This window comes from Kitasatospora griseola (assembly GCF_014648555.1).
In the GTDB taxonomy this organism is placed as follows: Bacteria; Actinomycetota; Actinomycetes; order Streptomycetales; family Streptomycetaceae; genus Kitasatospora; species Kitasatospora griseola.
Window position 1 is genome coordinate 9,296 of record NZ_BMRI01000042.1, and the last position, 22,919, is coordinate 32,214.

Below are 22,919 nucleotides of genomic sequence, written 5' to 3' on the forward strand. Positions count from 1 at the left end.
CTGCGACCGGTGTTCGACGGGGGCTTCCCGCAGGTCGGAGGCGGTCTGACCTGGGCGGTGAAACCTCTGGTCACACTCCCGAAACCATGATTGGATCTTGAGTTTTTGCCTCCGACTCGCCGAACGGTCCGGATCGTGATCGGACCGCGACACGGGGCCACCCCGTGATTCCCGGATATGTGTGGTCGGTAGTGTGGCCCTCGACCACCGACCGTGATCCCCTCTTCCGTGGATCGTCCCCCAAGGAGAAGTCGCCGCCGTGAGCCGGAGCCTTCGACGCGGCGCTGCCGCCGCCCTCGTCCTCGCAGCGATCGTCCCGCTGTCCGCCTGCGCGGCGGGCAACGACGCCGACACGCTGCAGATCAAGCCGGACAACGCGGCGACCTCGATCGACAACTCGGTCAAGCTCAACAACATCGTCGTGGTCGCCCCCGAGGGTTCGGCCGGCGAGTACGCGGGCCCGGTCGCCGTCACCGTGAACATCGCCAACGTCGCGCCGAAGGACGACCTGGTGCTGACCGGGATCAAGGTCGGCGGCACCTCCGCCACCCTGACCGACGAGAACGGCGCGCAGGTCTCGCAGATCGTCATCCACGCGGGCGAGTCGGTGCTGCTGGGCGGCAAGGGCGGCGCCGCGAACGCCCAGGTGTCGAACGCCAAGGTCTCGGTCGGCGGCTACACCCCGACCACCTTCACGTTCAAGAGCGCCGGCGACGTCTCCGCCAACGCCAACGTGCAGCCGGCCGCCGGCTACTACCAGGGCTTCGGCCCGCAGACCAAGTCCTCGGCCTCGCCGACCGGCACCGCCTCCCCGGCCACGACCTCGTCGCCGACCGCCGGCGCCACCGCGAGCGGCTCGCCGAGCGCCCCGGCGGGCAGCCCGTCGGCCCCCGCGCACTGACACCCCGCACCACCGCGAAGGGGCCCCGCCGCGGCGGGGCCCCTTCGCGGTGTGTCGCGGTTTACGGCTCGAACTTGTAGCCCAGGCCGCGGACGGTGACCAGGTAGCGCGGCGCGCCCGGGTCGGGCTCGATCTTCGCCCGCAGGCGCTTGACGTGGACGTCCAGGGTCTTGGTGTCGCCGACGTAGTCCGCGCCCCACACCCGGTCGATCAGCTGCATCCGGGTGAGCACCCGGCCGGCGTTGCGCAGCAGCATCTCCAGCAGGTCGAACTCCTTCAGCGGCAGGTCGACCTTGGCGCCGTCCACCGTCACCACGTGCCGGTCGACGTCCATCCGGACCGGTCCGGCCTCCAGCGCGCCGGGAGCGGTGGCGCCGTCGCCGTTCGCGTCCTCGCCGCGGCGGCGGAGCACCGCGCGGATCCGGGCGACCAGCTCGCGGGTGGAGTAGGGCTTGGTGACGTAGTCGTCTGCTCCTATCTCCAGCCCGACGACCTTGTCGATCTCGCTGTCCTTGGCGGTGACCATGATCACCGGGACGTTGGAGCGGACCCGCAGCTGGCGGCAGACCTCGGTGCCGGGCAGGCCCGGCAGCATCAGGTCGAGCAGCACGAGGTCGGCTCCGTTGCGCTCGAACTGCTCCAGCGCGTCGGGCCCGGTGGCGGCGATCGCCACCTCGAAGCCTTCCTTGCGGAGCATGTACGACAGGGCGTCGCTGAACGACTCCTCGTCCTCGACCACCAGTACACGGGTCACGATCGGGCCTCCGGGGCAGGAAGTGTGGGTGCTGCTGAGGATGCGCGGTCCTCGACCGGGGCCTGCCCGGCGGGGAGCCGCAGTGTGAAGGTGGAACCCTGGCCCTCGACGCTCCACACCGACACGGTCCCGCGGTGCGAGGCGGCGACGTGCTTGACGATGGACAGGCCGAGGCCGGTGCCACCGGTCAGGCGGGAGCGGGCGGGGTCCACCCGGTAGAAGCGTTCGAAGATCCGCTCGCGGTCCTTCTCCGAGATGCCGATGCCCTGGTCGGTCACCGAGATCTCGATCAGTTCGCCGTCCGCCTCGCCCAGCGCCGCGGCGCTGGAGATCCGGCGGGTGGCGATCGCCACCCTGGTGCGCGGCGGGCTGTAGTTCACCGCGTTCTCCACCAGGTTGCCGAGCGCGGCGGCCAGTTGGCCGCGGTTGCCGACCAGGTACAGGCCGGTGGTGCCGCCCGCGGCGATGACGATCTGCTTGGCGGCGGCGGTCTGCCGGCAGCGGTCGATCGCCTCGGCGATCAGCTCGTCCACCGAAACCGGCTCCGGGTCGACCTTCAGCTGGTCGTCCTGGACCCGGGAGAGGTCGATGATCTCCTGGACCAGGCTGGCCAGCCGGGTGGCCTCGACCTGCATCCGGCCGGCGAAGCGCTGCACCGCCTCCGGGTCGTCGGCGGCGTCCGCGACGGCCTCGGAGAGCAGGGAGAGCGCGCCGACCGGGGTCTTCAGCTCGTGCGAGACGTTCGCCACGAAGTCGCGGCGGATCGCCTCGATCCGGCGGCGCTCGGTGCGGTCCTCGACCAGCACCAGCACCAGCCGGGAGCCCAGCGGGGCGACCCGGACCGAGACCGCCAGCGGTTCGGCGGCCCGGGCGGAGGCGCCGGGGCGGGTGAGTTCCAGCTCGATCTGCCGGATCTCGCCGTCCCGGCGGGTGGAGCGGGCCAGCGAGAGCATCTGTTCCACGGCCACCGCACCGCCGCGGACCAGGCCCATCGCGTAGGCGGCGGAGGAGGCCTTGACCACCTCGTCGCCGTCGCCGAGCACGATCGCGCAGGAGCGCAGCACCGAGAGCACGGTGTCCACGCCCGGCGGCAGGGCCGGTTCCTGGAGGGGTTCCGGTCCTGTGTTCCTGCTGCTGCCGCCGCCGCTTCCCCGGTTCTGCTCGCGCTCGCTCCAACGGAAGGCGATGGAGGCGGTGAGGCCGACGCCGAGCCCGGCTATGGCGCAGGCAGCGGCGGCGGCCACGTTCACGTCCATGCCTGCCAGCGTAAATGGTGGCCGGGCGGGCTCCGTAAGGGTGCGATCAAGGCATCGGCCGGGCGTTGCCGAGAATTCACCTTCACGATGCTGCTGATTCACCGCTGAGGCCGTGGGAGGTCGCTCGAACGAACAATTCTGGGCCATGCAAGCCCGTGTGGGCGGTGACGCGGCTACCATTCGCGCCACCAGCAGCGGCCGTCCGTTCGGTCGGCCCCGCATCGGGCCGCCCGGTGCGAGGCGTCCGGTCGGCACCGCCACCGACACCGGTACTGGAGGAGAAGAGCGCAATGCGCGACGCGTACCACGAGGAACTCGACTCGATCAGCGACGGCCTGGTCGAGATGGCCCGGCTGGTCGGCTCGGCGATGGGACGGGCCACCACCGCACTGCTGGACGCGGATCTGGAGCTGGCGGAGAGCGTGATCGCCGCCGACGAGAAGGTCAACAACCTGCACCACGACCTGGAGAACCGGGCCATCGACCTGCTGGCCCGCCAGCAGCCGGTCGCCACCGACCTGCGGATCGTGGTCACCTCGCTGCGGATGAGCTCCGACCTGGAGCGCTGCGGCGACCTGGCCCGGCACGTCGCCAAGGTCGCCCGGCTGCGCTACCCGGAGACCGCCGTCCCGAACGACCTGCACCCGATCGTGCTGGAGATGGGGCAGCTCGCGCAGCGCCTGGTGGCCAAGGCCGGCCTGGTGATCGCCACCAAGGACGTGGACAAGGCACTGGAGCTGGAGGCGGACGACGACGCCATCGACGCCCTGCACCGCGAGCTGTTCTCGCACCTGCTGGACGACCGCTGGCACCACGGCATCGAGACCGCGGTGGACGTCACCCTGGTCGGCCGCTACTACGAGCGCTTCGCCGACCACGCGGTCTCGGTCGCCAAGCGCGTGGTCTTCCTGGTCACCGGCGAGCACGTGGACGAGTTCATCGCGACCGCGGACTCGGCGGAGTAATCGTTTCTCCGGTGCGCCCCCACGGGGGCGCACGCCGCGCGAACCTCCCACTTCCACGCGCCCGTTGACGGCGCGTCAGGGCAGCGTTTCACTCGAAGGGACGGGCGTCCACCGGGCTGCCCGGCTCCGCCCGGACGAGGAGGATGCAGCGCGATGAAGACGACCGGCAATCCGACCACTCCCCCACCGAGCCCGCTCGCCCCGGCTGCGGCCCAGCTGCTGCCGATCCTCGCCGCGGGCTGCGGCTGCAGCCCGGGCTGCGGCTGCGGCTGCCAGTCCGGCGCGCCCTGCCAGTGCGGCGCGGCGACCGGCGACTGCTGCGGCGGCGGCCACTGACGGCGGCCGTGAGGGCCGGGCACCAAAGGGTGCCCGGCCCTCACGTCGTGCGGTGCGTCAGAAGGTGACGTCCATGCACTGGTAGAACGCGTTGCCGGTGTCCGCGATGTCCCAGACCGCCAGGATCACCTGGTGGCCGGTCAGGCCGGACGGCAGCGTCGCGGTGTGGCTGAGCGTGGCCGGGGGCTGCTTGCCGCCCATCGGCACAGTCAGGAACGGGGTGAGGTTGAGGTTCGACCGGGTGATCTTCGTGGTGGCGTCGTAGCCCGGCTTGGTGATGAAGTACCGGAACGACGTGGTGGCGTGCCGCGCCTCGATGCTCCAGGTCAGCGTCAGCTGCTGCCCGGCCGTGACCTTGGTGGTCGGCCAGGCGCCGCCCCGCGGGTCGTCCAGCGGCGCCCAGCGCGCGTCCGCGCCCGCGCACAGCGTGCCGTCGGCCGGCCCGGACGCCGGGAAGCCCTTCGGGCCCTCGACGCTCTGCGGCTCCCACTGGATGTCGCCGCACCTCTTCACGACGCCCGCCCCGCACAGGCCGGCCCGGCTCGGCGGGGTGGTGATGTACCCGTGCGAACTGGCGGGGATCGCCGTCGCCAGGGTCGCTGCGGCGGCCGCGATGCCGACCGCCAGGATGTTGCGCTTGCGCATGGTGCTCCTCCGTGGGGGTGGATGGAGTACATGCGCGGGCACGCGCGGAGCCGCGTGGGGGTGCGGCCAGCATTGGCATGCCCGCGCCGACAGTGCCCCCACGCTAGAAGCCCTGCCGACTCCCGTCAATGGTCTGAACCATTCTTCGTGGTCTGAACCACTGGCCCCCGCCCGGCAGTTGACGCACCCGGACACGGAACAGCCCCCTGGGCCGGGGCGTCGTTGCGCCGGGCAGGGGGCTGCGGGAGAAGGTGCGTTACTTCTTGCCCTGGTTCTTGACCGCCTCGATGGCCGCCGCGGCAGCCTCCGGGTCGAGGTAGCGGCCGCCGGGGTTGACCGGCTTGAAGTCGGCGTCGAGCTCGTAGACGAGCGGGATGCCGGTGGGGATGTTGAGGCCGGCGATGGCCTCGTCGGAGATGCCGTCGAGGTGCTTGACCAGGGCGCGCAGGCTGTTGCCGTGGGCGGTGACCAGGACGGTCTTGCCGGCGGCGAGGTCCGGCACGATGGCGTCGTACCAGTAGGGGAGCATGCGCTGGACGACGTCCTGGAGGCACTCGGTGCGCGGGCGCAGCTCGGACGGGATCTCGGCGTAGCGCGGGTCGCCGGCCTGCGAGAACTCGGAGTCGTCGGCGAGGGCCGGCGGCGGGGTGTCGTACGAGCGGCGCCAGAGCTGGAACTGCTCCTCGCCGAACTCGGCGAGGGTCTGGGCCTTGTCCTTGCCCTGCAGGGCGCCGTAGTGGCGCTCGTTCAGGCGCCAGCTGCGGCGGACCGGGATCCAGTGGCGGTCGGCCTTGTCCAGGGCGATCTGCGAGGTGCGGATCGCGCGGCGCAGCAGCGAGGTGTGCAGCACGTCCGGCAGCAGGCCCTCGGCGAGCAGCAGTTCGCCGCCGCGGGCCGCCTCCTTCTCGCCCTTCTCGTTGAGGTCGACGTCGACCCATCCGGTGAAGAGGTTCTTCTGGTTCCACTGGCTCTCGCCGTGGCGGAGCAGGATCAAGCGGTAGGTCGTGTCAGCCATAGGGTCAGTTTAGTGGAGGGGGAAATTCGCTGGCCGGGCTGTCCACGTGCGCCGTAATGTGCGTTCAGCAATTTTGCTTCTTACCGTTTCCGCTGCTCCGGGAGCCCCCATGCCCCTCGCCGCCCGCCTGGTGTCCGAAGTACGCAGGGCCGCAGGTGGGCTGCCACGCCAGTTCTGGTGGCTGTGGACGTCCACCCTGGTGAACCGGCTCGGTGGCTTCGTGGTCACCTTCCTGGCGCTCTACCTGACGGTGGACCGGGGCTATTCGGCGTCCTACGCGGGCCTGGTGGCGGGCCTGTTCGGGCTGGGCTCGGCCGTCGCGGCGCTCGGCGCGGGGGTGCTGACCGACCGGCTCGGGCGGCGGCCCACGCTGCTGGTGGCGCAGGTGTCCACGGCGGTGTTCACGGCGGTGCTGGGCTTCGCGGACGGGCCGGTGGCGATCGCCGCGGTGGCGTTCCTGGTCGGCCTGGCGAACAACGCCTCCCGGCCGGCGGTCTCCGCGATGATCGCCGACCTGGTGCCGCCCGCCGACCGGGTGCGGGCGTACTCGCTGAACTACTGGGCGATCAACATCGGCTTCGGCGCCTCCGCCGCGGTGGCCGGTCTGATCGCGGTGCACGGCTATCTGACGCTGTTCCTGCTGGACGCGCTGACCACCCTGCTGTGCGCGGTGGTGGTGTTCGCAAAGGTCCCCGAGACGCTGTCGCAGGCCGTCGAGGAGGCGGCCGACGAGCCGTCGGGCCCGGCGATCGGCCTGGGCTCGGTGTTCCGGGACGGCCCGTTCATGGCGGTGGTCGGGGTGAACCTGCTGCTGGCGCTGGTCTTCCAGCAGGGCTCCACCACGCTGGCGGTGGACATGGGCGAGCACGGCATCACGACCGCCCAGTACGGCCTGGTGGCCAGCCTCAACGGGGTGCTGATCGTGCTGCTCCAACTGCCGCTGACCAGGCTGATGGAGGGCCGCAACCGCACCGCCCTGCTGGTGGCGAGCGCGCTGCTGATCGGCTGGGGCTTCGGCCTGACGGCGGTGGCCGGCTCGTCCGCCGCGCTGTACGCGGTGACGGTGGCGGTGTGGACGATCGGCGAGATCGTGAACGCGCCGACCATGATGGCGCTGGTCGCCGAGCACTCCCCGGCCCGGGCCCGCGGCCGCTACCAGGGCGTGTACTCGCTCTCCTGGTCGCTGGCGTCCTTCGTCGGCCCGCTGGCCGGCGGCCTGCTGCTGCAGTACGCGGGCAATTGGGCGCTGTGGGGCGCGTGCGCCGCCGCGGGCACCCTGGCGGCCGTCGCGTTCGTCCCGATCGGCCGCCGCTCGCCCCAGCCCCCCGAGCCGGCGTCGCAGTCCACCGAGCCGGTCGCCGTACCGGCCTGACGTCCGCTCGGGCCGGCCTCGCGAGCCGGCGTCGCAGCCCGTCGAGCCGCTCGGGCCGGCCTCGCCCCGGCGGGGCTCAGCTGTCGGCGGGCGGGTTCTCGGTGGCCAGGTGGGCGAAGGCGGTGAGGTTGCGGGTGGATTCGCCGCGCTTGGTGCGCCACTCCCACTCGCGGCGGATCGCGGTGGCGAAGCCCAGTTCCAGCAGGGTGTTGAAGGGCTCGTCGGCGTTCTCCAGCACGGTGCCGAGCAGCCGGTCGACCGTCTCGGCGGTCAGGGCCTCCAGCGGCAGTCGGCCGACCAGGTAGACGTCGCCGAGCCGGTCGATCGCGTAGGCCACGCCGTAGAGCCGGGTGTTGCGCTCCAGCAGCCAGCGGTAGACGCCCTCGTGGTTCTCGTCCGGGCGGCGGATCACGAAGGCGTTCACCGACAGCGTGTGGTCGCCGACCCGCAGGGCGCAGGCGGTGGACAGCTTGCGGGTGCCGGGCAGGGTGGCGACCAGCGTGTACGGGTCGGTGGCGGCCGGCTCCCAGGCCACACCGGCCTCGTCGAGCGCGGCACGGAGGAGGGGGAGTGCGTCGTCCTTGGCGGCCATGCCCCCACGCTAACGGGCCGCCCGCCGGGGCGGGGTGTCGCCCCGGTCACGCCGCGCGCGGGGGTGACCCGCCGTCAGGGGCGGCGCGCCGGACGGGCCGCCGCCATCGCGCCCGCGTACACCTCGGCGGTGGAGCCGGCCGCCGTCAGCCAGCCGAAGGCCGCCGCGTGCCGGGCGGCGGCCGCGCCGCGGGCGGGGGCCAGCGCCGGGTCGGTGGCGTAGGGCAGCAGCGCCTGCGCCCAGGCGTCGGGGTCGTGGCCGGGTACCAGGGTGCCGGTGACGCCGTCGCGGACCGCGACCGGCAGGCCGCCGACCGCGGCCGCCACCACGGGAGTGCCGCAGGCCTGCGCCTCCAGCGCGACCAGGCCGAACGACTCGCTGTGCGAGGGCATCACCAGGGCCGTCGCCGCGCGGTACCAGTCGGCGAGCTGCTGCTGGCCGACCGGCGGGCGGAACCGCACCACGTCGTTGATGCCGAGCTGCGCGGCCAGCTTGTGCAGGCTCTCGGGCCGGGCCAGGCCGCTGCCGGACGGGCCGCCGACGACCGGCACCACCAGCCGCTCGCGCAGTTCCGGGCGGCGTTCCAGCAGCCGGGCGACCGCCTTGAGCAGGACGTCCGGCGCCTTCAGCGGCTGTATGCGGCCGGCGAACAGCAGCACCGCGGCGTCCTGCGGCAGGCCGAGCCGGTGGCGGGCGGCCGCCCGGTCGCCGGGCCGGAACACCTCCAGGTTGACGCCGGGGTGCACCACGGCCAGCTGTTCGGGGCGGGCCGCGTAGTGGTGGGCCAGCTCGGCGGCCTCCTCGGCGGTGTTGGCGATCAGCCGGTCGGCCGCGCCGACCACCTGGGTCTCGCCGATCACCCGTGCGGCCGGCTCCGGGGTGTCGCCCTCGGCGAGCGCCGCGTTCTTCACCTTCGCCATGGTGTGCATGGTGTGCACCAGCGGCACGCCCCAGCGTTCGGCCGCCAGCCAGCCGACCTGCCCGGACAGCCAGTAGTGCGAGTGCACCAGGTCGTAGTAGCCGGGGCGGTGGCCGGCCTCGGTGCGCAGCACGCCGTGGGTGAACGCGCACAGCTGGGCCGGCAGGTCCTCCTTGAGCAGGCCCTCGAACGGGCCGGCGGTGACGTGCCGGACCAGCACGCCGGGGGCGAGCTGGACGGTCGGCGCGTCGTCGGAGCTGATCGCCCGGGTGAACACCTCGACCTCGATGTCGAGGTCGGCGAGGCGCTTGGCCAGCTCGACGATGTACACGTTCATCCCGCCGGCGTCGCCGGTGCCCGGCTGGTGCAGCGGCGAGGTGTGGACGCTCAGCATCGCGATCCGGCGGGGACGGAGCGGGAACGAGGGGGCTGCGGCCGACCGCGACTCCCCGCGGGGCATGCGGACGAGGTGGTGGGTCACCTGCGGAAGCCTCCCTGGGCACTGCCCGTCGCTGCGTCGGCGGCGCTGCTGCGTCTGCACCGGTTTCTTGCTCTGTCCACGCACCGCCGCCCGCGGCCGGAGCTGCGGGCGGTGGGACGTCGAGGGTGCCAACCACGTCGCCGCGTCCGCGTATTCCCGGCGGTGGACGGGGGTCTCCGAGCGCCCTCGGGCGCTGCGTAGGCTTGGTGACCATGGCCGCAAGCGACATGCCGTCGTCCCGGGGCCGGTCGAGCCGGCCGGTGGGGACGATCACTCGGGGGACGACGAACACCAACCGGCTGCGGCGGATGGACCGCTGGATCGCGTACACGACGGGCCGGGCGCTGCGTGCGGCGACGGCCCCGCCGATCGCGGTGGACCTGGGGTACGGGGCGGCGCCGTGGACCGCGGTGGAGCTGGCGGCCCGGCTGCGGGCGGTGCGGGCGGACGTCCGGGTGGTGGGGATCGAGATCGACCCGGCGCGGGTGGCGGCGGCGCTGCCGATGGCCGACCCGCCGCTGCTGGAGTTCCGGCGCGGCGGTTTCGAGGTGCCGCTGCCCGGCGGGGCGCGGGCGCAGCTGATCCGGGCGGCGAACGTGCTGCGGCAGTACGACGAGGACCAGGTCGCCGAGGTGTGGGCGCGGCTGTGCGGGCGGCTGACGCCGGACGGGCTGCTGGTGGAGGGCACCTGCGACGAGATCGGGCGGCGGCACGTGTGGGTGGCGCTCGGCCCGGAGGGGCCGCGGACGGTGACCTTCGCGGCCCGGCTGGGGAGCCTGGAGCGGCCCTCGGACCTGGCGGAGCGGCTGCCGAAGGCGCTGATCCACCACAACGTGCCCGGCCGGCCGGTGCACGCGTTCCTGCGGGACTTCGACCGGGCGTGGGCGGCGGCCGCGCCGCTGGGGGCGTTCGGGGCGCGGCAGCGCTGGGTGGCGGCCTGTACGGCGCTGGCCGCGGACTGGCCGCTGCGGGACGGGCCGGTCCGGCGGCGGCAGGGCGAGCTGACGGTGGACTGGTCGGCGCTGGCGCCTCGCTGAGCCTGCTGCCCCCTACCCGCTCGGCCGGGCCGACCCGATCATCCGTTCAGCAGTTCACTCGAACGAGTTATCGAATACCCCTGGCGCGTTGACGCCCCGTCGCGCCACCATGAGAGCGCCCGAATGCGCCGTCGCGCGCCCCCCGAGCGCCCGTCAGCGCCCCCTGCTCTCCGCCACACCCCCGCTCCCCCGGTTCACCCCGCCAGCTCGTCCCGCACCCGCGCGAACACCTCGTACGACTCGGCACCGAACAGCACGAAACGCACCTCGTCCAGGTCGGGCTCCTCCTCGGCCACGGTCGTCAGGGCGATCCGAGCGGCATCGTCCAGCGGCCAGCCGAAGATCCCGGCGGAGATCGCCGGGAAGGCCACCGTCCGCGCCCCCAGTTCCGTCGCCACCCGAAGGGATTCCCGATAGCACGAGGCCAGCAGCTCCGCGCGCTGCGGACGGTCCTCCGCCCGGAACACCGGCCCCACCGTGTGCACCACCCAGCGCGCCGGGAGCCGACCCGCGGTGGTCGCCACCGCCCGACCGGTCGCCAGGCCCTTGCCGTAGTGCGAGGCCCGCAGCTTCCGGCACTCGGCGAGGATCTCCGGTCCGCCCGCACGGTGGATCGCCCCGTCCACTCCGCCGCCGCCCAGGAGTGAACTGTTCGCGGCGTTCACGACGGCGTCCACCCGCTGATCCGTGATGTCACCCTGCACCAGCGTGATCTGCGTCACCGCTGCTCAACTCCCGTCAACTCCGGTTCCTCGGTGGCGGAAACCCTACGGATCAGCGCCACCGCACGCGTGGCAATAACCACATCGGCGCCGCTCAGGCGAAGAAATCCTCGGAGATCACGTTATGGTCGCGGGAAGCTCCCCGATGCCCGGTGCCACACGGGCACCGTGGACGGACACCGGCCGTTGGCCTGTCGGGGATAGAAAGGACCGACCGATGCCCGCTACGGGAGACGGGCGGGCACCCGACGCGACCGACGACGCCGGGGCCGCCGAGCGCAGTCAGCGCCGGGCCGGCGCGCAGCAGCGCCCGGGCCGGGCCGCCGCGATACCGCATCCGCGCAGCACTCCGACGGGCGGCGGCGAGCCGACCCGGGCCGCCGCCGACTTCCGGGTGCTGGTGATCGAGGCCGGCGAGCCGGAGCACCTGCTGTTCGAGTCGCTGGCCGAGGAGCTCGGCGAGCACGCCGAGCTGCACCGGGTGGGCGGCATCCGCGAGGCGATGGCCCTGCTGCCGCCGCTGCCCGGCAACGGCCGGCGCGGCATGCGCTACCCCGACTTCCAGTGCGTGCTGCTCGACCTCGGCGCACCCGGCGAACTGCCGTCCGACAGCGACGGCCTGGACGCGCTGCGCGAGCTGCTGCAGCGCGCCCCGCACACCGCCGTGGTGGTGCTCACCGACACCGCGGGCGCCGAACTCGGCGCGGCCGCCGTGGCCGCCGGCGCCCAGGACTTCCTGGTCCGGCAGGACACCGCCGGCCCGCTGCTGGCCCGGGCGCTGCGCTACGCGGTGGAGCGCAAGCGCGCCGACGAGTCGCAGCGCCGCCTGGTGGAGGCGGAGATCCGCGGCCAGGAGAACGCCCGCCTGCAGCGCCACCTGCTGCCCACCCCGCTGCTGGACGGCGCGGGCCTGGCCTTCACCCGCCGCTACCGGCCGGGCCGTCGCCGGGCCCTGCTCGGCGGCGACTTCTACGACGCGGTGCGCACCCCGGACGGCCGGGTGCACGTGGTGATCGGCGACGTCTGCGGCCACGGCCCGGACGAGGCCGCGCTCGGCGTGGCGCTGCGGATAGCGTGGCGGACGCTGGTGTTCGCCGGGCTCTGCGGCCCGCAGCTGCTGACCACCCTGCAGCACGTGCTGGAGCACGAGCGGCGCAGCGACGAGATCTTCGCGACGCTCTGCATGGTGGTGCTGGACGCGCCGGGCACGCCGGGCGCCGCGGAGTCCGTGGAGCTGTTCCTGGCGGGCCACCCCGCGCCGCTGCTGCTCGGGGCCGACGCCGTCCCGGAGCTGCTGCCGTCCGACCAGGCCGGGCCGGCGCTGGGCCTGCTGCCGTGCGACGCCACCCACTCCACCTGGCCGGCGCTGCGACTGGAGCTCTCCCCGGGCTGGCGGCTGCTGCTGTACACCGACGGGCTGGTGGAGGGGAAGGTCGGGGCGGGTTCGCCGCGGCTGGGCCAGGAGGGCCTGATCGAGCTGATCGCCGACCACCAGGCCGCCGGGCTGACCCGGGGCCGGCTGGTGGACTCGGCGATCGCCGAGGTCGAGGAGCTGAACGGCGGGGCGCTGACCGACGATGTCGCGGTGCTGCTGCTGGAGCGCAACCCGGTGCCGGTGATCATGGGCTGACGGCTCGTCCGACACGCCGAAGGGGCGGCCCCGAACGGGGCCGCCCCTTTTCGTCCGTGCGGGGTCTCACCAGGGGCCGTAGGGCCCGGGGTTGCGACCGCGGCCGCGGCCGTCGGTGAGCAGCTTGATCGCCGGGCGGACGTCCACCACGTAGACGATCGCGGCGACCAGGCCGACCAGCGTCAGCAGGCCGGTCAGCGGGTTGGCGCCGAACAGCAGGTCCGCGCCCAGCGCCAGGCCGAGCACGACCAGCCAGAACCCCTTGGTCTTCTTGTCGGCGGCCCGGTACGCGTCGTCCCGGCGGATCGCCGCGTCCACGAACGCGAACGCCTTGTAGCCGATGATCGCCGTGGCCAGCCACCAGAACGGGTTCAGAAGATCGATGTACGCGATCTGCACCTGGTGCTCCTCACTGTCTCTTCCATCCTGGCACGGGCACTGCCCGGATCAACGGCCCTCGGCGGTGTGCCGTTCCCCTCGGCCGGCGCTCACTCGGAGTCGGCGGCCTTGCGGGCGCGGGCGGGCTTCTTCGCGGCGGGCTTCGACTCGACAGCGGGCTCGTCGACCACGACCTCGGCGATCACGACCTCCTCGGCGTCCGTCTCGACGACCGCGCCGCCCTCCTGCGGGCGGGGGCTCGCGGCGTCCACCACGGTGCGGCCGCGGACCGCGAGCTCGTCGTAGACCTCCTTGGCCTTGACCGCGAACTCCAGCGCCCGGCCGACCTGCTGCATCGCGAACTCCTGGGCCTTGGCCTGGAGTTCCTTCACGTCGACGGGCAGCGCGGTGACCGCCTCGGTGACCTTGGCCTGCGCCTCGACCAGCTTGCTGCCGGCGTCCTGCAGGGCGGCGGCGGCCTTGTCCTGGGTGCCCTTGCGGTCGGCGGCGAGCGCCTCCAGCTGGCCGGGGACCTCGCGCAGCTTCTCGTAGGCCAGGTCGCCGGCGCCGGCCAGGGCGTACAGCGGGGTGGGGTCGGTGAGGGTCTTCTTGAGGTCGTCGCTGATCGGCATGTCGGGTCCTTTGGTCAAGTCACGCGGGGTCGGTCGGGTGGGCGGCGGCATCGGCCGGGCGGGCGGTCTGGTTCTCCTTCAGGAAGGCCTCGTAGACCGCCAGCAGGGCCTGCTTCTGCCGCTCGTTGATCTGCGGGTCGGCGAGGATCGCGGCCCGCAGGCCCGGCCCCTGCTCGTCCCGCTCCTCCAGAATCCCGGCCTGTACGTACAGCGTCTCCGCCGAGATCCGCAACGCCTTGGCGATCTGCTGAAGGATCTCCGCGCTGGGCTTGCGCAGCCCGCGCTCGATCTGGCTCAGGTACGGGTTGGACACCCCGGCGGCGTCGGCCAACTGCCGCAGCGAGTACTGCGCGTTCCGCCGCTGCTCCCGGATGTACTCGCCGAGCGAGCCCACGTTCAGTGATGCCATACCTGCAGTCTGCACCCCCTTGCTTGCTCTTGCAAGCAGGTTGCTAGCGGGTGCACGCAGCGCCGCCCGGCCTCGTCCGCCCCGACGGAGTAACGTCCGTGCCGCGACGGAGGGGGACGCGATGACGGAGGGGGACGCGATGACGGAACGACGGATCGACGCGGTGCTGTGCGACCTGGACGGGGTGCTGCGGATCTGGGCCGACCTGGCCGAGGTCGACACGGCCTGCGGCCTGCCGCCCGGCACCGTCGCGGGCGCGGCGTTCCGGGAGGAGCGCCTGCTGCCCGCCGTCACCGGGCAGGTCACCGACGAGCAGTGGCGGGCGGCCGTCGCGGACGACCTGGCAGCGGTGTGCGGCTCGGTGGAGCGGGCCCGCGCGGCGGTGGCCGCCTGGGGGCGGCAGCCGTCCCGGGTGGACGCGGAGGTGCTGGCGCTGCTCACCGCAGCCCGGCGGCGCGTGCCGGTGCTGCTGGTCTCCAACGGCACCACCCGGCTGGAGGCCGACCTGGCCGCGCTCGGCCTGGACACGGCCGTCGACGCGGTGGTCAACACCGCCCGCCTCGGCGTGGCCAAGCCCGACGCCCGGGTCTACCTGGCGGCCGCCGCGCGGGCCGAAGTCCCGCCCGAACGCTGCCTGTTCGTCGACGACAGCGCGGGCAACGCGGCCGCCGCCGAGGCCCTCGGGATGCTGGGCCACCACCACCGGGGCGCCGCCGGGCTGCGCCTGGTCCTGGCCGGTCACGGGCTGCTCTGACCGAGGCGTGGAATTCCGGGCCGCACCGGTCCGCCGCGTGGCAGCATCCGCCGCATGACGATCTTTCCGGCGCACGACGGCACCGCCCTGCACTACGAGCAACTCGGCGACGGCGCACCGCTGGTGGCGATTCCCGGTGGTCCGGGCGCGGACGCCCGCTACCTGGGCGCGCTCGGCGGGCTGGACGCGCACCGCCGACTGATCCGGTTCGATCCGCGCGGCAGCGGCCGGTCCGCCGAGCCCGCCGACCGGGCGAGCTGCGCGTTCGGCGCGCAGGCGAAGGACCTGGAGGCGCTGCGCGAGCACCTCGGGCTGGACTCCTTCGACCTGCTCGGCCACTCCGCGGGCGCCCTCACCGCGCAGCGCTACGCCGCCGAATTCCCGCACCGGGTACGGTCCTTGGTACTGGTGACCCCGGTCGGGCGGGGCGCCCGGGAGCCGGACGAGGCGGAGCTCGCATCGATCCGGGCCGGCCGCGCCGACCGCCCCTGGTACCCGGACGCGGCGCGGGCGGCGGCCCTGCTGGCCGCCGGGGAGGGCGACCCGGCGGAGCTGCTCGCACGCATCACCCCGTTCTTCTGGGGCAGTTGGGACGAGAGGGCGCGCGCCGAGGCCTTCGATCCGGTGCCGGCCCCGGTCGCGCCGTGGATGCGGGCGGCGTTCTACGCGGGCGCGGGCGAGGCCGCCCCGGTCGGCGTTCCGGTGCTGGTGGTGGCGGGCGAGTTGGACGGGATGATCGGCACCGCCCCGGCCCGGCTGGCCGCCGCGCACCACCCGCGGGCCCGGCTGGAGGTGCTGCCGGGCGTCGGGCACCGGCCCTGGGTCGAGAAGCCGGCCGAATTCGCCCGGCTGGTGGGCGAGTTCCTCGGCTGAGGCCTCAACCGCCGTCCACCAGGCGGCGGTAGTCGGGGGCCAGCAGCTCGGCGAGGTCGCGACCGCGGACGGTGAGGCCGCTCGGGCCGAGGTGGTCGAGGGCCGGGTCCGGGCGCTCCGCCGGGGCGTCGGCCGGGCGGAGGGTGAACCCGCCCCGCCAGAAGGCGTCCAGGCACTGGTCGAGCGGGCGGTCGGAGTCGGTGGGACGGTCCGTCATGGTGTCACTCCCCCACGGCGTCGGCGGACAGGGTGAGCAGTTCGCGCAGCTGCTCGGCGGGCAGTTCGGTCAGCCACTGTTCCCCGACGCCGACCACGGCGTCGGCCAACTCGCGCTTGGCCTGGAGGAGTTCGGCGATCCGCTCCTCCACGGTGCCGACGCAGACCAGACGGCGGACCTGGACTTCACGGCGCTGGCCGATCCGGTGGGCGCGGTCGGTGGCCTGGTCCTCGGCGGCGGGGTTCCACCAGCGGTCGAGGTGGATCACCTGGTTGGCGGCGGTCAGGTTGAGGCCGGTCCCGCCGGCCTTCAGTGACAGCAGGAACACCCTTGGCCCGTCCGGGGATTGGAAGCGGTCGACGAGTTCCTGCCGGCGCGGCGCGGACAGGCCGCCGTGCAGGTGGAGCACCTGGGCGCCGAGGCGGCGGCGCAGGTGCGGCTGGAGCAGCGCGCCGAACTCGGCGTACTGGGTGAACACCAGCACCCGGTCGCCCTCCGCCAGGGCCTCCCGGAGCAGCGCGACCAGCCGCTCGACCTTGCCCGAGCGGCCGCCCAACGGCGAGTTGTCGTGCAGAAGTTGGGCGGGGTGGTTGCAGACCTGCTTGAGCCGCCCGAGGGCCGCCAGCACCGCGCCCTTGCGCTCCACGCCGTGCACCCCGTTCAGGCGGCGCAGCAGGTCGGCGACCACCGCCTGGTAGAGCCCGGCCTGCTCGGGCGTCAGGTTGCAGCGGACGGTGAACTCCTGCTTGGCGGGCAGCTGTTCGCCGATCCCGGGGTCGCTCTTCAGGCGGCGCAGCAGGAACGGGCCGGTCAGCCGCTGGAGCCGGGCGGCGACCTCCCGGTTGCCGGACTGCTCGATCGGGACGGCGTAGCGCCCCTTGAACGACTCGGCGGTGCCGAACAGGCCCGGGTTGGCGAAGTCCAGGACGGCGTGCAGTTCCGCCAGGCGGTTCTCCACCGGGGTGCCGGTGAGCGCGATCCGCGGGCCGGAACGCAGCGAGCGGATCGCCCGGGCCTGCCGGGCGCCGCGGTTCTTGATGTGCTGGGCCTCGTCCGCGACCACCCTCCGCCAGCGGATCCCGCGCAGCGCGGCGGCGTCCCGCTGCAGCACCCCGTACGTGGTGATCACCAGGTCGGCGGCCGGGTCGGGGGCGGTGCGGTCGGGGCCGTGGTGCAGGTGCACGCGCAGGGCGGGCGCGAAACGGGCGGCCTCCCGCTGCCAGTTGCCGACCAGCGAGGTCGGGCAGACCAGCAGGACGGGGCCGCGGGCGCCGCGGGCCTGTTCCAGGGCCAGCAGGGCGAGGGTCTGCACGGTCTTGCCGAGGCCCATGTCGTCGGCCAGCACTGCGCCCAGCCCGAGCCGGCCGAGGGCGTCCAGCCAGGCCAACCCCCGTTCCTGGTACGGGAGCAGCTCGCCGGCGAAGCCCGGCGGGGGCGGGGTGCGGTGAGCGCCCGGGAGGCGGCCGAGGCGGCCCGCGAGCAGGTCGCCGAGCGGGCCGTCGGCGTGCACGACGGTGACCGGCAGCCCGTCGACCACCGCGCCGTCGTCCAGGGCGAGCCGCAGCAGCGTCGCGGCGTCCAGCTGCGGATCGTCCCGGCGGGCGGCCAGGAACCGCAGGGCGGCGGCCAGTTGGGCCGCATCCACCTCCACCCACTGGCCGCGCAGCCGGACCAGGCCCTGCTGGGCCCCCGCGAGCTCGTCCAACTCCTCCTGGGTGAGCGGCTGTTCGCCCACCGCGAGCTGCCAGCGGAAGTCCACCAGGGCATCCCGGTCCGCCTGCTCGGCACGCTTCACCGCACCGGGCGCCGGACCGCTGTGCGCCGTGGCGGCCAGACCCAGCCGCGGGCGACGGCGCCACCACGCGGGCAGCAGCACGCCGTACCCGGCGGCGGTCAGCAACGGGGCGGCGTCCCGCAGGAACGCCAGCGCGCCGGCCCGGTCCAGGTCCACACCGGTGGGCCGGGTGCGGTGCAGCGCGACGCGCAGCTCGGGACAGAGCCGGGCGGCCCGGTCGAGTTCGGCGAGGTACGCCTCCACCGGGTCGCCGAGACTGCGGCTCATCGCCGCGAACCCCGGTCCGTCCGACCAGAGTTCGGCCGCCGGCAGCAGCAGCGACGGCCGGTCCGCGGGGCCGGCCAGCACGTCCAACCGCCAGTTCTCCTCCGGGGCGGCCCCTTCCGGGTCGTCCGGCGCCGTCCCCAGCGGCTCCGCCAACCGGAACGCCAGCCGGACCTCACCGATGGGCTCCGTGCCGGCGGTCCAGACGGCGAGCCGCGACGCCAACTCGGGGTCGGGCGGGGCGGGGAGGCGGGGGTCGGCGCCGCGGAGGGCTTCCAGCCAGTCCTTCGGCGGCTCGGCCGTCGGCTGCGCCGCGAGCGCGGTGCGGGTCTCGTGGTCGGTGAGGGCGTCCAGGACGGCGGTGAACAGGGCGCTGCCGGTGCGTTCGGCGCCGTCCTCGGCGCGGGCGATCGGCGGACAGCCGGCCGCGAGAGCCGCGGCCTCCCGGCCGGCCGGACCGTCGGGCGCGGGACGCCAGCGCGCCGCCCACCCGCCCTCCTCCTCGGCCAGCGCGGGCAGCACCCGACCCCGCCCCACCAGCCGCCACGCCAGGTCGTGCACCGCCGTCAGCCACCGCAGCGACGCCCCGTACGCCAACTCCGCCGTCCGGCCGTCGGCCAGCTCGACCGTGGTCCCGGGCCAGTACGGATCGAACAGCTCACCCAGCAGCTGCGCCGCCTCGGCCCGGTCGAACACCAGCGCCGGCACCCGCCACGCCTGCAGCACCAGCCCCTTCCCGGTCGATCCCACCGGCAGGTCCGGGGACGGCGTCGGCCGCGAGCCGATAGTCGGCAACCGCAGGCTCATCCACCGCTCGGCCCCCCGCTCGGCGAGCCACGCAGGCCCCGGGCCGGTGGCGGCGAGCAGCCCCGCCACCTCGCTCGCCGAGCACGCGTACGGGTGCCGCGCCCCCTGGACGGTCCGCCCGGTGAACGCCCCCGCATCCTCCGCCCACACCCCGAGCCGGCCGTCGGCCCGCCACAGCGCGTGCAGGACGTACATGGGGACGGGGCCTCCGGGGACGAGAGCTGGCAGTGCCCTCCACGATAGATGGGTCGCGAAACCGAGCGGGCGCGAAAGCAGGGGCCCGTGGGGGTGCCTCCCGACCCGCCGGGGCTGGGGGAGAACTGCGCGAAGCGGACGGCGCCCCACCGCGAGATCGCGCCGCGGGACAATGACCTGCACTCGATCGCGACCTTGCGGACGTGGCGTGCGCTTGTCGCGCAGTTCCGCCCGCTCGGCTTCGCCTGGGGGACCCCCACCCTCGGCTTCTCCCGGGGGGACCCCCACCCTCGGCTTCTCCCGGGGGGACCCCCACCCTCGGCTTCTCCCGGGGGGACCCCCACCCTCGGCTTCTCCCGGGGGGACCCCCAGCGCCCCTGATCTCGCACCCCGCCGCTCGCGCAAGTCTCCCCGCGCCCCTGGCTGTTCACCCGCTACGCCACCTGGAAGACCGACCCTCTCGGCGTGAACGGCAGCGTCGCCCCCCGTGGGATCAGGTACGCGTGTTCGCGGCGGGGTACGCGCAGCACGTCGCATTCGGCGTCCGTGATGATCAGGACCGGCGCCGTCGGGGGAAAGTCCTGGGCGCGGGTGAGCAGGTCGATGCCGGGTTGGAGGACGGTGCCGCCGCGGCCGTGGAGGCGGACGCGGGAGGCGAGTTCGGCGACGGGGAGGTAGCCGAGGTCGTGGGGGGCGGCGTCGCAGCAGACGAGGCGGGCGGCGGGGACGTCGCGGGCGGCGGCGTAGGAGGCGATCGCGCCGAGCGCCTTGCCGAGCAGGACGCGGCTCATCGAGCCGGAGGTGTCGAGGACGACGCCGAAGGTGCAGCGCGGGGTCTCCTCCGGAGGGGAGTAGCGGCCGGCCCGGGGGATGTCGGGGCTGGAGGACTGCCGCCGGGACGGCCTCGCGTAGGACCGGAGGGGTTCCGGGCGGGGGACGAACTCGTCGAACCAGCGGGCGAGTCGGGCGTCCCAGGGCAGTGGGGGGTGGGCGAGTGCGCGGATCTCCTCGACGAGTCCGGCTGGCAGCAGGCCGCGTTCGCGGGTGTGCAGGTCGAAGCCCTGGAGCAGGCCGCGGCGGTAGAACTCGTCGAGGTCGACGTGGGCGCCGTGGCCGGCGCGGGGCAGGGGTTCGCCGAGGATGTCGCCGAGGCCCTTGCCGCGCAGGGTGGCGAGGCGGCGCAGGCGGCGCTGGTCGCGGACGATCCGGTCGTAGACCTCCTCCGCCGAGAGGCCTTTCAACTCGGGGTCGTGGAGCAGTCCTTCGGGCATCTCGCCGACGCCCATCTCGACCAGCCAGCCGTTGATGACGTAGTCGGCGGCGACGTTGAAGAGGTAGGGGTCGCGGCCGCCGGCCCGGTCGCCGTGGCGGAGGGCGGCGTGCAGCATTTCGTGGGCGAGGATGAAGCGCCATTCCTCGTCGGTGTGGTGGCGCAGCGGGTTGAGGTAGATCTCGCCGGCCTCGGCGTTGACGGCGGCGACGGTGATGTCGTGGGCGCGGGCGAGTTCGGCGTCGGCGACCAGGGTGAGGCCGGCGGCGAGGCCGCCGAGCAGCGGGTAGTTGGCCACGAACCAGCTGAGCGCCCGTTCCCAGGGGCGCTGCGGGAGGCGTGGGCCGTCGAGGTGTTCGCGGCGGCCGGCCGCCAGGTCCATCGCGGCGGAGACGGTGCGGGTGAGGGCGTGGGCGAAGGCGAGCGTCCAGTCCTCGGGGTCGACACCGGCGAACCAGGTGTGCAGGAGCTGGTCGGGGTTGTCGCCGTCGGTTCCGCAGGCCCGGTATTCGGCGGGGACGCCGTCGCGGCGCCAGCGGGCGGCGAGGGTCTCCTCGTCGCCGCCGGGCCAGGCGACGGGATGGTCGTCGGGGGCGCGGCCGACGTGGAAGGTGTCGAGGAAGCGGTTGACGACGGTGCAGCGGGCGGCGAGGTCGGCCCGGTCGGGCTGGGTGCGGGGGCCGCGGGCGGCGGGGAGGTGGCCGAAGCCGAGGTGGAGCAGGGCGTGGGCGAGGGCCCAGGCCCATTCCTCGGGTTCGGCGCGGCGGCGCCGGTTGGCGTGCAGGGTGCCGTTGGAGGTGACGACGACCCACCCGGTGGTGGGGTGCAGCGAGCAGTGCTCCTCGTCGGCGGTGCAGAGGGTGGCGGGGACGGCGTGGAGTGCCGGGTTGGACCGGGCCTTGGCGAGTCCGGCGGCGAACGCGGCCTTGACCGGGTCCTGTTCGGGCTTCTTCTCGGCGGGGCGGCGGGTGCTCACCGGCGGGCCTCGACCAGTCGGGGCAGGTCGCGGGCGGCTTCGATGAGGAACCAGGACGGCAGGACGGGGTTGCCGTCGGGGCCGTCGGCGATCACGGTCTGGGCGACCTCGACGGAGATCTCGGCGAGTTGGACCAGCAGCGACTTGGAGCGGTAGGCGTGCTGCCGGACGGTCGGCGAGGCGTGCTCCTTGCGGGCGGGCAGTTCCTTGACGAGTCGGCCGCGGAAGGAGTCGGCGAGGTAGTAGAGCAGGTCGCGGTCCTCGATCCGGCGCGGCCAGGAGGCGTCGCCCTTGAGGATGGCCTCCAGGCCGTACGCGTTGCGGACGATCTTGACGTAGCCGCAGAAGGCGACGGCGTGCGCGGGGGTGAGCAGGCCGTGCGCGAGGACCTTGAGGGTGTCCTCGTCGAGGCTCGCGCCGAAGGAGTGCAGCGCGTCGGAGAGCATGTGCCAGGCGCGCGGGGTGGAGAACGGCTCCTCGGTCTTGGGCGGGTTGGACCACAGGTGGTCGGGCCGGTCGGTGAGGTGGTCGGTGATCCACGGGTGGATGCCGTGCCCGCCGGCCCAGCCGAGCCAGTCGTCGGCGCTGGCCCGCAGGTGGACGTGGACCAGGCGGTTGAGCAGCGCGGACGGCATCGGGCGGGCGAGTGCGCCGTCGGTGGCGCGGTTGCCGGCGCCGATCACGATGGAGCCCGCCGGGAGTTCGTAGTTCCCGATCCGGCGGTCCAGGATCAGCGAGTAGAAGGCCTTCTGGACGTCCGGGGTGGCGGCGTTGAGCTCGTCCAGGAACAGGCAGTAGGGCTGGTCGCGGGCGATGGTCTCGGGCGGGCAGAACCGGGAGCGGCCCTCGGGGGTGATCTGCGGGACGCCGATCAGGTCCTCGGGGGCGAGCTGGGTGCCGAGCAGCGAGACGCACTCCAGGCCGAGCGAGTCGGCGAACTGGTTGACCAGCGAGGACTTGCCGATACCGGGTGCTCCCCACAGGAACACCGGCCGCACGGTGGCGAGTCCGAGCAGCAGCTCGGGGACCTGGGACGGCGACACGGTGACGGCTGACTGCACGAGTCTCCTCGGGAGGCGAAGGGGGGTTCGGCGGCCAGTGTGAACCGCCGGATCCACCCGGCGCACCCGGTTTTCCACCGCCCTCCACAGGCTGGGGACAACCGGTGCGCCCACCCGGATGGTTCAAATTTGGACTTCATGGTTGAAACTTGAACCAGATCGGGGTACGGTGAAGTCACCAACAAGTTGAAGCCTCAACAAACGGCTTCGACCCTCGCAAAGGAGAGAAGCCATGGGCATCTTCAACCGCAGCAAGAACACCGCCACCGCCGCCCCGGCCGCCGCCGTCCAGGGCCCGGACCTGGCCCACCTGACCGGCGACTACACCATCGACTCCACCCACTCGAAGATCGGCTTCGCCGTCCGCCACGCGATGGTCACCAACGTCCGCGGCGAGTTCACCGAGTACGAGGGCAAGCTGCACCTGGACGGCGCCAACCCGGCCGCCTCCACCGCCGAGCTGGTGATCAAGGTCGCCTCGATCCACACCAACCAGGCCCAGCGCGACGAGCACCTGCGCACCGGCGACTTCTTCGACGCCGCCACCTACCCGGAGATCACCTTCAAGTCGACCTCCGCCCAGCAGATCCACGGCGACACCTACCGCCTGCACGGCGACCTGACCATCAAGGGCACCAGCCGCCCGGTCGTCCTCGACCTGGA

General features: G+C 73.9%; 23 protein-coding genes. 9 read left to right on the forward strand and 14 right to left on the reverse strand.

The genetic code is table 11. From position 1 onward, the window contains the following. The first annotated feature begins 259 nt into the window (after nt 1-259). Nucleotides 260-901: a DUF461 domain-containing protein gene (locus tag IEZ12_RS32685; protein WP_189277330.1), complete on the forward strand. Its 642-nt coding sequence runs from the start codon at nt 260-262 to the stop codon at nt 899-901. Nucleotides 902-962: 61 nt separating this feature from the next. Here the strand turns inward: IEZ12_RS32685 and phoP are convergent, their stop codons facing one another. Both phoP and IEZ12_RS32695 read right to left on the reverse strand, forming a co-directional pair. After that, nucleotides 963-1,655 carry a two-component system response regulator PhoP gene (gene phoP / locus IEZ12_RS32690; protein WP_189277332.1) on the reverse strand — a complete coding sequence of 231 codons (693 nt, stop codon included), beginning with the start codon at nt 1,653-1,655 and terminating at the stop codon, nt 963-965. Beyond that, nucleotides 1,652-2,911 (reverse strand): sensor histidine kinase, encoded by a 1,260-nt coding sequence (locus IEZ12_RS32695; RefSeq protein ID WP_189277334.1) that lies wholly within the window; start codon nt 2,909-2,911, stop codon nt 1,652-1,654. The genes phoP and IEZ12_RS32695 overlap by 4 nt, the downstream gene beginning before the upstream one ends. Nucleotides 2,912-3,201: 290 nt before the next feature. On the opposite strand from IEZ12_RS32695, the gene phoU reads away from it, so the two are divergent. Beyond that, the gene (gene phoU, locus IEZ12_RS32700; RefSeq protein ID WP_189277336.1) at nt 3,202-3,876 is read left to right on the forward strand and encodes a phosphate signaling complex protein PhoU; all 675 of its coding nucleotides are present in this window, start codon (nt 3,202-3,204) and stop codon (nt 3,874-3,876) included. A 153-nt stretch (nt 3,877-4,029) separates the two neighbouring features. Beyond that, complete coding sequence (locus tag IEZ12_RS32705; protein ID WP_189277338.1) at nt 4,030-4,212, forward strand: hypothetical protein; 183 nt, start codon at nt 4,030-4,032, stop codon at nt 4,210-4,212. A gap of 57 nt (nt 4,213-4,269) precedes the next feature. Here the strand turns inward: IEZ12_RS32705 and IEZ12_RS32710 are convergent, their stop codons facing one another. Then, a complete protein-coding gene (locus IEZ12_RS32710) occupies nt 4,270-4,857 on the reverse strand; it encodes a lytic polysaccharide monooxygenase auxiliary activity family 9 protein (protein ID WP_043914929.1) in 588 nt (195 codons plus the stop codon). A gap of 256 nt (nt 4,858-5,113) precedes the next feature. After that, the gene (locus IEZ12_RS32715; RefSeq protein WP_189277341.1) at nt 5,114-5,872 is read right to left on the reverse strand and encodes a phosphoglyceromutase; all 759 of its coding nucleotides are present in this window, start codon (nt 5,870-5,872) and stop codon (nt 5,114-5,116) included. Between the two features lie 109 nt (nt 5,873-5,981). Between IEZ12_RS32715 and IEZ12_RS32720 the strand changes: the two genes are divergently transcribed. Then, complete coding sequence (locus IEZ12_RS32720; protein WP_189277342.1) at nt 5,982-7,244, forward strand: MDR family MFS transporter; 1,263 nt, start codon at nt 5,982-5,984, stop codon at nt 7,242-7,244. A 76-nt stretch (nt 7,245-7,320) separates the two neighbouring features. Here the strand turns inward: IEZ12_RS32720 and IEZ12_RS32725 are convergent, their stop codons facing one another. Both IEZ12_RS32725 and mshA read right to left on the reverse strand, forming a co-directional pair. Then, on the reverse strand, nt 7,321-7,836 hold the full coding sequence (locus tag IEZ12_RS32725) for a type III secretion system chaperone family protein (protein WP_043914935.1): 516 nt from the start codon (nt 7,834-7,836) through the stop codon (nt 7,321-7,323). A 74-nt stretch (nt 7,837-7,910) separates the two neighbouring features. Continuing rightward, on the reverse strand, nt 7,911-9,215 hold the full coding sequence (gene mshA, locus IEZ12_RS32730) for a D-inositol-3-phosphate glycosyltransferase (RefSeq protein WP_229848465.1): 1,305 nt from the start codon (nt 9,213-9,215) through the stop codon (nt 7,911-7,913). 233 nt (nt 9,216-9,448) lie between these two features. Between mshA and IEZ12_RS32735 the strand changes: the two genes are divergently transcribed. Then, nucleotides 9,449-10,273 carry a class I SAM-dependent methyltransferase gene (locus IEZ12_RS32735; RefSeq protein WP_229848450.1) on the forward strand — a complete coding sequence of 275 codons (825 nt, stop codon included), beginning with the start codon at nt 9,449-9,451 and terminating at the stop codon, nt 10,271-10,273. Between the two features lie 194 nt (nt 10,274-10,467). Here IEZ12_RS32735 and IEZ12_RS32740 read toward each other — a convergent pair whose 3' ends face one another. Further along, complete coding sequence (locus IEZ12_RS32740) at nt 10,468-10,995, reverse strand: O-acetyl-ADP-ribose deacetylase (RefSeq protein WP_189277345.1); 528 nt, start codon at nt 10,993-10,995, stop codon at nt 10,468-10,470. 217 nt (nt 10,996-11,212) lie between these two features. Between IEZ12_RS32740 and IEZ12_RS32745 the strand changes: the two genes are divergently transcribed. After that, a complete protein-coding gene (locus tag IEZ12_RS32745) occupies nt 11,213-12,625 on the forward strand; it encodes a PP2C family protein-serine/threonine phosphatase (RefSeq protein WP_189277347.1) in 1,413 nt (470 codons plus the stop codon). A gap of 66 nt (nt 12,626-12,691) precedes the next feature. Here the strand turns inward: IEZ12_RS32745 and IEZ12_RS32750 are convergent, their stop codons facing one another. From IEZ12_RS32750 to IEZ12_RS32760, 3 genes are all read right to left on the reverse strand, one after another. After that, on the reverse strand, nt 12,692-13,024 hold the full coding sequence (locus IEZ12_RS32750; RefSeq protein WP_229848452.1) for a DUF2516 family protein: 333 nt from the start codon (nt 13,022-13,024) through the stop codon (nt 12,692-12,694). A gap of 89 nt (nt 13,025-13,113) precedes the next feature. Further along, nucleotides 13,114-13,635, reverse strand: a complete 522-nt coding sequence (locus IEZ12_RS32755; protein WP_189277349.1) for a hypothetical protein — start codon at nt 13,633-13,635, stop codon at nt 13,114-13,116. A 19-nt stretch (nt 13,636-13,654) separates the two neighbouring features. Beyond that, nucleotides 13,655-14,044, reverse strand: coding sequence for a helix-turn-helix domain-containing protein (locus IEZ12_RS32760; protein WP_043914940.1), 390 nt, complete (start codon nt 14,042-14,044; stop codon nt 13,655-13,657). 121 nt (nt 14,045-14,165) lie between these two features. On the opposite strand from IEZ12_RS32760, the gene IEZ12_RS32765 reads away from it, so the two are divergent. After that, the gene (locus tag IEZ12_RS32765) at nt 14,166-14,798 is read left to right on the forward strand and encodes an HAD family hydrolase (protein WP_229848454.1); all 633 of its coding nucleotides are present in this window, start codon (nt 14,166-14,168) and stop codon (nt 14,796-14,798) included. Nucleotides 14,799-14,852: 54 nt separating this feature from the next. Further along, nucleotides 14,853-15,671: an alpha/beta fold hydrolase gene (locus IEZ12_RS32770; protein ID WP_189277351.1), complete on the forward strand. Its 819-nt coding sequence runs from the start codon at nt 14,853-14,855 to the stop codon at nt 15,669-15,671. Nucleotides 15,672-15,675: 4 nt separating this feature from the next. On the opposite strand, the gene IEZ12_RS32775 is transcribed toward IEZ12_RS32770, so the two are convergent. The 4 genes from IEZ12_RS32775 to IEZ12_RS32790 all read right to left on the reverse strand — a co-directional run bounded on the left by IEZ12_RS32775 (nt 15,676) and on the right by IEZ12_RS32790 (nt 22,256). Continuing rightward, a complete protein-coding gene (locus IEZ12_RS32775) occupies nt 15,676-15,888 on the reverse strand; it encodes a hypothetical protein (protein WP_189277354.1) in 213 nt (70 codons plus the stop codon). 4 nt (nt 15,889-15,892) lie between these two features. Beyond that, nucleotides 15,893-18,949, reverse strand: coding sequence for a DEAD/DEAH box helicase (locus tag IEZ12_RS32780; protein ID WP_189277356.1), 3,057 nt, complete (start codon nt 18,947-18,949; stop codon nt 15,893-15,895). Between the two features lie 434 nt (nt 18,950-19,383). Beyond that, nucleotides 19,384-21,195 (reverse strand): vWA domain-containing protein, encoded by a 1,812-nt coding sequence (locus IEZ12_RS32785; RefSeq protein WP_189277358.1) that lies wholly within the window; start codon nt 21,193-21,195, stop codon nt 19,384-19,386. After that, nucleotides 21,192-22,256, reverse strand: coding sequence for an ATP-binding protein (locus tag IEZ12_RS32790; protein WP_189277360.1), 1,065 nt, complete (start codon nt 22,254-22,256; stop codon nt 21,192-21,194). Before IEZ12_RS32790 ends, IEZ12_RS32785 begins: the two co-directional genes overlap by 4 nt. 232 nt (nt 22,257-22,488) lie before the next feature. Between IEZ12_RS32790 and IEZ12_RS32795 the strand changes: the two genes are divergently transcribed. Continuing rightward, the coding region (locus IEZ12_RS32795) for a YceI family protein (RefSeq protein WP_229848456.1) at nt 22,489-22,919 on the forward strand (431 nt) is incomplete at its 3' end.